Genomic DNA, 10,860 nt, shown 5'->3' with positions numbered 1-10,860 from the left:
TGAGATATCCCAAGCGCAAGCTGTAAGACCCCTTGAAGACGACAAGGTAGATAGGACAAAGGTGGAAGCGTGGTAACACGTGCAGCTGATTGTTACTAATAGGTCGAGGACTTAACCAAAAGAAGAGGTTAACCTCAGAAAAAGGATTCTAAAAGATATAAATTCAGCGTGTAGTTTTGAATATATAATATTCATTTGGCCTGGTGGCTCAGCTGGTTAGAGCGCCGCCCTGTCACGGCGGAGGTCGTGGGTTCGAACCCCATCCGGGTCGTTTCATTGTGAAACAATGATAATTAAATAATGTGGGATCATAGCTCAGCTGGGAGAGCACCTGCCTTACAAGCAGGGGGTCATAGGTTCGAGCCCTATTGGTCCCATATATATGCCGACATGGCTCAATTGGCAGAGCAGCTGATTTGTAATCAGCAGGTTATCGGTTCAAGTCCGATTGTCGGCTTGCATTTTTTTGTGCAGCATATGGATGGATTCCCGAGCGGCCAAAGGGGGCAGACTGTAAATCTGTTGACTTCGTCTTCGAAGGTTCGAATCCTTCTCCATCCATTTATATTGACGCGGGGTGGAGCAGTCTGGAAGCTCGTCGGGCTCATAACCCGAAGGTCGTAGGTTCAAATCCTGCCCCCGCTACTAAGCCCAGATAGCTCAGTCGGTAGAGCAGAGGACTGAAAATCCTCGTGTCGCTGGTTCGATTCCGGCTTTGGGCATTTCCACTTAGGTGGTTATGTAAAAAATGGGATATTAGCTCAGTCGGTAGAGCACTTGACTTTTAATCAAGTTGTCCGGGGTTCGAATCCCCGATGTCTCATTATTAACAAAGACGTTACTATTTGTTTGGTAGCGTTTTTTTGTTTCTAATAATATATAAGAGTAATTGAAAGGCTGTATTCCTTAAGAAGTATGAGGGATACAGCCTTTTTTGTTGTGAGATTATTAGTAGATGTATAAGTTAGAGAGAGTATATTGGGAAGATTTGATAGCATAAGTTGAGTAGGAGTTGGTAGAAATGGTGGAGTAAGTTGTATAGTATAAGTTGAATATGAGACAGCCAATTTTAGCAGATAAATTGGCTATGTATTATGTTGGCAATATTGTGATATACTATAAGTTGCTTTATAATCTATAATCGCATAGAAGTAAGATAGATTATGTTGGAAATATGAATTATGTAAGCACTTAATGTAGTGTATTACAGAAAGGATTTATCATGATAAAAAATAAGGATAGTGAAAGCATTGCTAATAGATGTACCGGTAATATTTTAAATAGTGAAGAATATAGTCATCCTTTATATGAAACACTTTTAGAATACTGTGAACGTACATACAAAGACCATACAAACATTCCTTTTCATATGCCGGGACATAAGAGAAATGTGGAGTATATGAATTTTGTTAATCCTTTTATGATAGATATTACGGAGATAGATGGTTTTGATAATTATCATAATCCTGAAGGAATTATAAAGGAGAGTATGGAATTAGCTACAAAAGTATATGGAACAAGAGAGAGTATATATCTTGTTAATGGGAGTACTGTAGGGCTTATAGCGGCGATCTATGGTGTGACTGATAAAAAAGATAAGGTAATTGTTGCACGAAACTGTCATAAAGCAGTATATAATGCACTTTTCCACCAGGAACTTGAAGCAGAATATATTTATCCACAAATGCACAAAGATACAGGTGCATATTGTGGAATAGATCCTTGTAAGCTTGAAGAAATGTTGAAAAAAAATATAGATACAAAAGCTGTTATTATAACATCGCCAACGTATGAAGGGGTTGTATCTGATATAAGGAGAATTAGTGAAATTGTACATAAGTATAATGCTGTTCTTATTGTTGATGAAGCACATGGGGCACATCTCCCATATATGGATATGTTTCCAAAATCAGCTATATATGAGGGGGCAGATCTTGTGATTCAGAGTCTTCATAAGACATTGCCATCGTTAACACAGACAGCAATATTGCATATATGTTCAGACAGAATTAATAGCAGTAAAGTCCACAGATATCTTGGAATATATCAAAGTTCAAGTCCTTCATATATTATGATGGCGTCTATGGATAATTGTACAAGATTTATGTGCAGAGAAGAAACAGGTGGGATTATAGAGGATTATTATAATAATCTTATGTCTTTGAGAAGACGAATTAATGGGCTTAATGGGATAAGTCTTGTGGAGAATTATGGATATACAATGTATGATTATGATATGTCAAAGCTTGTTATAAAATCGGACTTTTTAAATGGAAGTCAGTTATATAACATTCTTCATGACAGATATGGAATACAGCTTGAGATGGCTTCTGAGAGATATGTAATAGGAATGACATCATTATGTGATAATTTTGAACATTATGATATTTTATATAATGCATTAAGTGAGATTGCAACAATGAGTGGATGCGTTGACATTGTTAATGCAAAAGGATGCGTTAAAGAAAAAAAATGTATATCAGGTGATGAACAGGAGAACTGTGACATAATTAAAAATGATAGAATTGATGTGACTGATAGTAGGTCAGAGTATATACAAATTAATCAGGCTCCGGCTAAAAAAATGACGATATATGAAGCTTTGAATAGTAATTGTGAAACTGTGAAACTCGTAGAATCTCAGGGTATGATCTCGTATGATTATGTATATCTTTATCCACCAGGAAGTCCTATTATTGTTCCAGGTGAAGTGATCTCAGATGCAATTATCAGGAAGATTATACAATATATAGATATGGAACTTAATCTTATTGGTATTACAGAAGATGGAGATATAACTATTGTAAAAAAATAATATCATACATAGTTTGATATATGTTATAATCTAGTAAACACAATGTTGAATAAGAAGATAGCATAGTAATTATTTAAACAAAAAAGCAATATAAAAGGGTAGAGAAAAATGGGAAAGATATTTTATCTAATGGGAAAAAGTTCATGTGGAAAGGATAGCATATATAAGAAGCTTATAGAAGACGGTGAACTTAATCTTAAGAAGATAACAGGATATACAACAAGACCAATAAGAGAAGGCGAGACAGATGGAGTAGAGTATTTTTTTGTTACAAAAGAAGATATGAAAAAGCTTAATCTTATAGAAATGCGAAGTTATAATACTGTTGCAGGAGAGTGGTGTTATGCAACAGCTGATGATGGTAATATTAATGAAACTGATAATTATCTTATAATTGGGACACTTGAATCATACGAATGTTTTTTAAGATATTATGGCAGAGATAGAGTAGTACCATTGTATATTGAAGTTGATGATTATACCAGACTTATAAGATCCTTAAACAGAGAAAAGCAGCAGGCAAGCCCACGATATGATGAGATATGTAGAAGGTATCTTGCTGATGAAGCGGATTTTGCTAAGGAGAATATAGAAAAACTTGGTATAGAGAAAAAATTTGAAAATTATGATTTTTTAGAATGTGTAAACAATATAAAAAATTATATAATGCAAGTGAATATTATGTAATACAAGCCAAACTATATGATGCAGGTGAATTATATAATATAAGCAACTATATGATGCAAGTGAATTATATAATATAAGCAACTATATGATGCAAGTGAATTATATAATATAAGCAACTATATGATGCAAGTGAATTATGTAATATAAGCAAATATATGATGCAAGTGAATTATGTAATACAAGCAAATATATGATGCAAGTGAATTATATAATACAAGCCAAACTATATAATGCAAGTGAATATTATGTAATATAAGCAATTATATAACCCAAGTGAAATCTATAATACAAAACATATTACAGAACAAAACCTGCTTATAATAGAATAATTGCTTGTTGCATGATGACTTTGTTAAGATAGATCCAAAGTGTTAAATAAAACAGCTTAAAAGTCTATACAGTGGTAATAAATATAAAAAATAGACGATAATATACATAAGGATAACGTAGATTATGTCAATCTAAAAATGGAGGGTTTCGAGTGGATATTAGAGTAAATGAACTTCAACCTGTAAATCAGGTTGCAGATAAGTCAAAGACAGCAGTTAATACTGATGATAATTTTAAATTTACACTGGTTAGCAACATTGAAGAAGAAGAATTAAAAGATAGACTCAATGGGCTTATTGATAGAATTACTGAGCAGGGTGATAAGTTGTCAAAGCATATGGATATAAAAGATATGAAGACATATCGTGAACTTGTTAAAGGATTTCTCAATGAAGTTATAAACAGATCACATAAGTTTTCAAGAGAAAATTTTCTTGACAGAAGAGGACGACACAGAATATATGGAATTGTGAGAAAAGTAGATGAGAATCTTGATGCACTTGCATCAGAGCTTATTAAAGATGAAAAAGATAACCTTACAATACTTGGAAAAGTGGGAGAAATAAGAGGATTATTACTCGATATACTTACCTGATAATAAGTTATACTTAATTAATGGAAGGTTATACTTATCCTATAAAAGTTATACTTAATTGATGGAAAACTATACTTATCCTATAAAAAGTTATACTTAATTGATGGAAATTTATACTTACCTGATGAGGAGTAAATTAATAGCAGCCTGGCGGCATAATAAGAGATAATGGAGGACCTGATGAGCGTGGAGAATGACAAAAAGAATAGTGAAGAAAAAAGTATATCATATGATAAAAGTTTTGAAGGATTCATTGGTAACAATGCAATAGTAATGCACCTTAAAGAGGCAATGAAGCATGATAAAGTATCCCATGCATATATTATAAATGGCGAAGATAAATCCGGAAAAACACTTCTTGCTTTGGAATTTGCAAAAGCACTTATGTGTGTTGATGAGAATGAAAGACCATGTGGACATTGCAAATCGTGTATACAGGCAGATTCACATAATAATCCTGATATAATATGGATAACGCATGAAAAACCAAATACCATAACTGTAGATGACGTGAGAGAACAGATTGTTAATGATGCACAGATAAAACCGTATGCAGGACGTTATAAGATATATATAATTAACGAAGCAGAGAAGATGAATGTTCAGGCTCAAAATGCAATCCTAAAGACAATAGAAGAACCTCCACATTATGTTATTGTTATACTCATAACTAATAATGCGGGTGCTTTTTTACAGACAATAACATCAAGATGTGTAATGTTATCTATGAAGCCTGTAAGAGAAGACATAATAAGAGAGTATATTATGAAGAAATATCAGATTCCGGATTATAAAGCGAATCTGTGTGTGTCATTTGCTCAGGGTAATGTTGGTAAAGCAATAGAACTTGCCAAGACAGAAGAATTTGATGAAGTAAAAACAGAAGCAATTCATCTTGTAAAATATATAGATGATATGGAAATTGGTGAGATTATTGATGCAATTAAAAAAATAGAAGAATTCAAGATTTCTGTTAATGATTATATTGATATTCTTATGATATGGTATAGAGATGTATTAATGTTTAAAGTTACAAATGATGCTAATTCAGTGATATTTAAAGAAGAAATTGGCAGCATAAGAGAGCAGGCAAACAGACATTCATACAATGGAATAGAGAATATTCTTAATGCAATGGCAAAAGCCAGACAGAGGCTTAGTGCAAATGTTAATTTTCAATTGACACTTGAGCTTATGATACTTACAATAAAAGAAAACTAATTTTAATTATTCAGATAATATAGATGGAGGTTAATATGATAAAAGTAATTGGGGTCAGATTCAGAAGTGCTGGAAAAATATACTTTTTTGACCCGGTTGGCCTTGACATAGAGGCAGGACAGCATGTAATAGTTGAAACAGCAAGAGGTGTTGAATATGGACATGTTGTTATTGGCCCAAGAGAAGTTGAAGACGAGAAGGTAATACAGCCTTTGAAACCGGTTATAAGAATAGCAACACCAGAAGACGATCAGATAGAGATGAACAACAAAGAAAAAGAGAAAGAGGCATTTAAGATATGTCTTGAGAAGATAACAAAACATGGTCTGTCAATGAAACTTATTGACTCAGAATATACATTTGATAATAATAAAGTATTATTCTATTTTACTGCAGATGGAAGAATAGACTTTAGAGAACTGGTTAAAGATCTGGCATCTGTATTTAAGACAAGAATAGAATTAAGACAGATAGGTGTAAGAGATGAGACAAAGATAGTCGGAGGAATAGGAATATGTGGAAGACCATTGTGCTGTCATTCATATCTGTCAGAATTCGCACCTGTGTCAATTAAGATGGCAAAAGAACAGAATCTGTCACTTAATCCAAGCAAGATATCAGGAGTATGCGGAAGACTTATGTGTTGCCTTAAGAATGAAGAAGAGACTTATGAAGAACTTAATAGCAAACTTCCAGTTGTAGGCGATAATGTTGGAACTCCGGATGGTCTTAGAGGTGATGTACAGAGTGTCAGCGTATTAAGACAGCTGGTTAAAGTTATAGTTACACTCGAAAATGATGAAAAAGAAATCCGAGAGTATAAAGTAAGTGAACTTAAGTTTAAGCCAAGAAGAAAGAAAGAAAAATTAAATATTAATGACGAAGAACTTAAAGCACTTGAGGCTCTTGAGAAAAAAGAAGGGAAATCATTATTAGATGACAATTAATATTAATTCTAATGAAAGAATAGATGACCTGCAGCGTAATGGATATAGAATAATACAGAATCCTTCACTTTTTTGCTTTGGTATGGATGCAGTACTATTAAGTGCATTTGCCAAAGTAAAAAAAGATGAAAAAGTACTTGATTTTTGTACAGGGAATGGAGTAATACCAATACTTCTTGAAGCAAGGACAAAAGGAAGTCATTATACAGGGCTTGAGATTCAGGATACAAGTGCTGATCTTGCAATGAGAAGTGTTATGCTTAATAATCTTGGCGATAAGATAGATATTGTAAAAGGTAATGTAGTGGAAGCTTCAGATATATTTAAAGGAGCTTCTTTTAATGTAATTACATGCAATCCACCATATATGAATGACAATCATGGACTTAAGAATCCGGATCTTCCAAAAGCGATAGCAAGACATGAAGTACTCTGTACACTTGAAGATATAATAAGAGAAGCATCTAAGATACTTAATGAAAATGGACGTTTTTATATGGTACACAGACCGCACAGATTAGTTGAGATAATAACGCTTATGCACGAATATAAGCTTGAACCAAAGAGAATGAGAATGGTATATCCTTTTGCAGATAAAGAACCTAATATGGTGCTTATAGAAGGAATAAAAGGTGCAGGTTCAATGTTAAAAGTAGAAAAACCACTTATCGTCTATAAAGAAGTAGGCGTATATACACAAGAAGTATATGAACTCTACGAAAGCGAATAGACATTAGTGTATGTCAATAAGATAAAGAGGAGAATAAGATGGAGCAAAATACAGCTGGTAAGTTGTACCTGTGTGCAACACCAATAGGAAATCTTGAAGATATAACTATCAGAGTTCTTAATACATTAAAAGAAGTTGATCTTATAGCAGCAGAAGATACAAGACATAGTATAAAACTTCTCAATCATTATGGTATAAAGACACCTATGACAAGTTATCATGAATTCAATAAAGTAGAAAAAGCAAGATATCTTGTTGAAAAATTAAAAGAAGGTGTTAATATAGCTCTGATTACAGATGCCGGAACACCGGGAATATCAGATCCTGGCGAAGAACTTGTTAAACAGTGTAGAGAAGCAGGAGTTGAACTTACATCACTTCCAGGACCGGTAGCATGTGTTACAGCACTTACAATATCAGCAAGAGAGACAAGAAGATTCTGTTTTGAAGCATTTCTTCCAACTGACAAAAAAGAGAGAAAACATATACTTGATGAGTTAAAAGATGAGACACGAACAATAATAATATATGAAGCACCACACAGGCTTATAAGAACGCTGATAGAACTTAAAGAAGTCTTTGGTGGTGACAGAGAACTCACTATATGCAAAGAACTTACCAAGAAACATGAGAATGCATATATGAGTAGTTTTGATGATGCTCTTTCTTATTACGAAGATAATGAACCAAGAGGAGAATATGTTCTTGTAATAAAAGGAAAGACATTTGAAGAGATAGAGAGAGAAAAACAGCAGGAATTTGATGCAATGACAGTTGAAGAACATCTTAATATGTATATCAGTCAGGGCATTGCCAAAAAAGATGCTATTAAAATGGTAGCAAAAGACAGAGGAGTATCAAAAAGAGATATCTATAATATGACATTGAATCAGCAAGATTAGCACATAGATGCAAAATAAATCTTAGTTATAAAGTTATCCCCACAGGAATATAGTTAGTATAAACATATTGGTGTGGGGATTTTTTGTGTGAACATAATCTGGGGAATAATGATAATTGGTGGAATAGTATATGCAGCCTTAACAGGCAGAATGTCAGACATAAGTGACGGAATAATGAATTCAATGAAAGATGCAGTATCATTATCTATTACAATGCTTGGAATAATGTCATTCTGGAGTGGAATAATGGAGATCGCAGCAGATAGCGGAATAATAAAAAGTATGACCAAGAAGATGAGTGTAATAATTAATTTCTTTTTTCCAAATATTCCAAAAGAAAATAAAGCAAGAGAATATATATCATCGAATTTTATAGCTAATATGTGTGGACTTAGCTGGGCAGCGACAGCATCAGGGCTTAGCGCAATGCGTGAACTAAAGAAAATGCAAAATCCTAACGAAGTGAGAGCATCAGATGAGATGTGCACATTCCTCGTACTTAATATATCTTCACTTCAGCTAATACCAATTAATATAATTGCATACAGAAGTCAATATGGAAGTGTCAATCCATGGGGGATAATACTTCCAGGACTTATAGCAACGACAGCATCAACACTTGCAGCAGCAATATTTTGCAGAATAAGATGCAGGAAACAATAAGTATAACAAAAAATAAGATATGTAATTATTATGAAGAAGATGAGGTCGGAGAAGAATATGAACATAGTGAAATATCTTTCGGAGCTTATAATACCACTTATGGTATCTACAATAGTATTAAATGGATTGCTTAATAAGACAGATGTATACGAAAGCTTTGTAAGAGGTGCAAAGACGGGGGCTAAGACAGTAATCGGAGTATTTCCGACACTTGTAGGGCTTATGGCAGCAGTCGGGATAATGAGAGATTCAGGACTTCTTAACGCAATAGGGCAGACAGTTGGAAGAATATCAGAATATATTATGGTTCCGGGAGCAGTAGTTCCTGTTATGATTGTAAAACTGTTCTCAGCATCAGCAGCGACAGGACTTGTGCTTGATATATTCAGAGAATATGGGACAGATTCCTGCGAAGGACTTATGGCATCATTATTTATGTGTTGCAGTGAGACGCTATTCTATACGGTAAGTATGTATTGTATGGAAATAAAAGTTAAAAAGACAAGGTGGATAATACCGGGAGCATTATTTTCTTTGGGAATTGGAACAATTGTAAGTATAATTTTATGCAATATGTGACGATATATATACCAAAACACTAATGATTTGTAGGACTAATTAATATTAAAAAAAAGCAATGGTATATAGGAAGGAGTAATGCATAATGACGATTAAGAAAAGGTGGGCTGCGATTACAGTAACGGCATGTTTATTAACAACAACATTGTTTGGATGTGGAAGTGGTGGTAATAAAGGCAGTGACACTACTGATAATAGCAGTACTGAACAAGAGCAGACAAATGAAGTGCAGACTACATTACCGGGAGGAGATGTCTCGTTAAAATTGTGGAGTGCACCCAATGATGAAGCTCTTATTAAGGACCTTACAGACGCATTCATTGAAAAATATAAAAATGAGGCAAATATAACAATAACATATGAGCCTATGGTTGAAGGTGACTGTAAAGACTCTCTGCTTGGAGATATAACTAATGCACCAGATGTATTTGCATTTCCTGATGACCAGATTATGGCATTTGTAGCAGCAGGTGTGCTTGAACCAATTGAAAATGAAGAAGCAGTAAAATCAGCCAATATAGAAACATCAGTTGAAGCAGCAACAATAGATGGAAAGCTGTATGCATATCCAATGACAGCAGATAATGGATATTTTTTATATTATAATAAAAAATATATTACAGACGAAGAAGTAAAGACATTAGATGGAATTCTGGACGCAGCAGCAAGAAATGGCAAAAAGTTCCTAATGGACTGGTCATCAGGATGGTATATGTATTCATTCTTTGGAAATACCGGAATGGATATGTATCTTAACGATGATGGTGTTACTAACTATTGTAACTGGAACAGAACAGATGGTGATATCAACGGTATTGACGTGGCAGAAGCTATGATTAACATTGCTAAGAATCCGGGATTTTTAAATGCTGGAGATGATGAATTTGAAGCAGGAGTAAAAGATGGCAGTATAATAGCAGGTGTAAGTGGCGTATGGCTTGAAACATCAATAGAAGAAGCATGGGGAGATGACTATGGAGCAGTAAAACTTCCAACATATACATGTGCCGGAAAGCAGATACAGATGTCATCATACGCAGGATATAAGTATCTTGGTGTTAACTCATATAGTGATAATAGGGAATGGGCAGAGAAACTTGCAGATTGGCTTACTAATGAAGATAGTCAGAAAGAGAGATTTGTTCAAAGAGGACTTGGTCCATCTAATATAAATGCATCAGATTCAAGCGAAGTAAAAGCATCACCTGCAATAAATGCAATAATCGAGCAGTCTCAATATGCAAAACTACAAAGAATTGGCGGCAATTATTGGTATCCAATGGAAAGATTCGGAGAGATTATGGCTAGCGGTAATCCTGATAACAAAAACCTTCAGGAAGTTATGGATGATTTGGTTAAGAAAATAACAGCATTAATAGGAAACTAAGAGG

The 10,860-nt window shown here is 34.1% G+C and carries 10 protein-coding genes, 7 tRNA genes and 1 rRNA gene; all 18 read left to right on the top strand.

Annotation, left to right across the window (positions count from 1 at the left end; genetic code table 11):
* A 23S ribosomal RNA gene (locus KQI85_RS09500) occupies positions 1–119 on the top strand; the annotation flags it as partial.
* A 78-nt stretch (positions 120–197) separates the two neighbouring features.
* Positions 198–271: transfer RNA gene (locus tag KQI85_RS09495), tRNA-Asp, on the top strand.
* Between the two features lie 33 nt (positions 272–304).
* Positions 305–377, top strand: a tRNA-Val gene (locus KQI85_RS09490).
* Positions 378–384: 7 nt separating this feature from the next.
* Positions 385–457, top strand: a tRNA-Thr gene (locus KQI85_RS09485).
* 22 nt (positions 458–479) lie between these two features.
* A tRNA-Tyr gene (locus tag KQI85_RS09480) sits at positions 480–561 on the top strand.
* A gap of 10 nt (positions 562–571) precedes the next feature.
* A tRNA-Met gene (locus KQI85_RS09475) sits at positions 572–645 on the top strand.
* 4 nt (positions 646–649) lie between these two features.
* A tRNA-Phe gene (locus KQI85_RS09470) sits at positions 650–722 on the top strand.
* A gap of 28 nt (positions 723–750) precedes the next feature.
* Positions 751–823: transfer RNA gene (locus tag KQI85_RS09465), tRNA-Lys, on the top strand.
* A 399-nt stretch (positions 824–1,222) separates the two neighbouring features.
* Positions 1,223–2,815 (top strand): aminotransferase class I/II-fold pyridoxal phosphate-dependent enzyme, encoded by a 1,593-nt coding sequence (locus tag KQI85_RS09460; protein ID WP_216575849.1) that lies wholly within the window; start codon positions 1,223–1,225, stop codon positions 2,813–2,815.
* A gap of 108 nt (positions 2,816–2,923) precedes the next feature.
* Complete coding sequence (locus KQI85_RS09455) at positions 2,924–3,502, top strand: guanylate kinase (protein WP_216575848.1); 579 nt, start codon at positions 2,924–2,926, stop codon at positions 3,500–3,502.
* Between the two features lie 481 nt (positions 3,503–3,983).
* Positions 3,984–4,427 carry a YaaR family protein gene (locus KQI85_RS09450; RefSeq protein WP_216575847.1) on the top strand — a complete coding sequence of 148 codons (444 nt, stop codon included), beginning with the start codon at positions 3,984–3,986 and terminating at the stop codon, positions 4,425–4,427.
* 180 nt (positions 4,428–4,607) lie between these two features.
* Entirely contained in the window at positions 4,608–5,648 is a 1,041-nt protein-coding gene (locus KQI85_RS09445; RefSeq protein ID WP_216575846.1) for an ATP-binding protein, read from the top strand.
* 35 nt (positions 5,649–5,683) lie between these two features.
* Complete coding sequence (locus KQI85_RS09440) at positions 5,684–6,595, top strand: stage 0 sporulation family protein (protein ID WP_216575845.1); 912 nt, start codon at positions 5,684–5,686, stop codon at positions 6,593–6,595.
* The gene (locus KQI85_RS09435) at positions 6,585–7,325 is read left to right on the top strand and encodes a tRNA1(Val) (adenine(37)-N6)-methyltransferase (protein WP_216575844.1); all 741 of its coding nucleotides are present in this window, start codon (positions 6,585–6,587) and stop codon (positions 7,323–7,325) included. The genes KQI85_RS09440 and KQI85_RS09435 overlap by 11 nt, the downstream gene beginning before the upstream one ends.
* Before the next feature lie 38 nt (positions 7,326–7,363).
* A complete protein-coding gene (gene rsmI / locus KQI85_RS09430; RefSeq protein ID WP_216575843.1) occupies positions 7,364–8,227 on the top strand; it encodes a 16S rRNA (cytidine(1402)-2'-O)-methyltransferase in 864 nt (287 codons plus the stop codon).
* Between the two features lie 87 nt (positions 8,228–8,314).
* Complete coding sequence (locus KQI85_RS09425; protein WP_371820588.1) at positions 8,315–8,890, top strand: nucleoside recognition protein; 576 nt, start codon at positions 8,315–8,317, stop codon at positions 8,888–8,890.
* A gap of 57 nt (positions 8,891–8,947) precedes the next feature.
* Positions 8,948–9,469 (top strand): nucleoside recognition domain-containing protein, encoded by a 522-nt coding sequence (locus KQI85_RS09420; protein WP_216575842.1) that lies wholly within the window; start codon positions 8,948–8,950, stop codon positions 9,467–9,469.
* Positions 9,470–9,554: 85 nt separating this feature from the next.
* A complete protein-coding gene (locus tag KQI85_RS09415) occupies positions 9,555–10,856 on the top strand; it encodes an extracellular solute-binding protein (protein WP_216575841.1) in 1,302 nt (433 codons plus the stop codon).
* Positions 10,857–10,860: the final 4 nt, after the last annotated feature.

This window comes from Falcatimonas sp. MSJ-15, from assembly GCF_018918265.1.
Classification (GTDB): Bacteria; Bacillota; Clostridia; order Lachnospirales; family Lachnospiraceae; genus Falcatimonas.
Note: the sequence above shows the minus strand (reverse complement) of the source record. Positions and strands in the feature narration are given on the sequence as shown.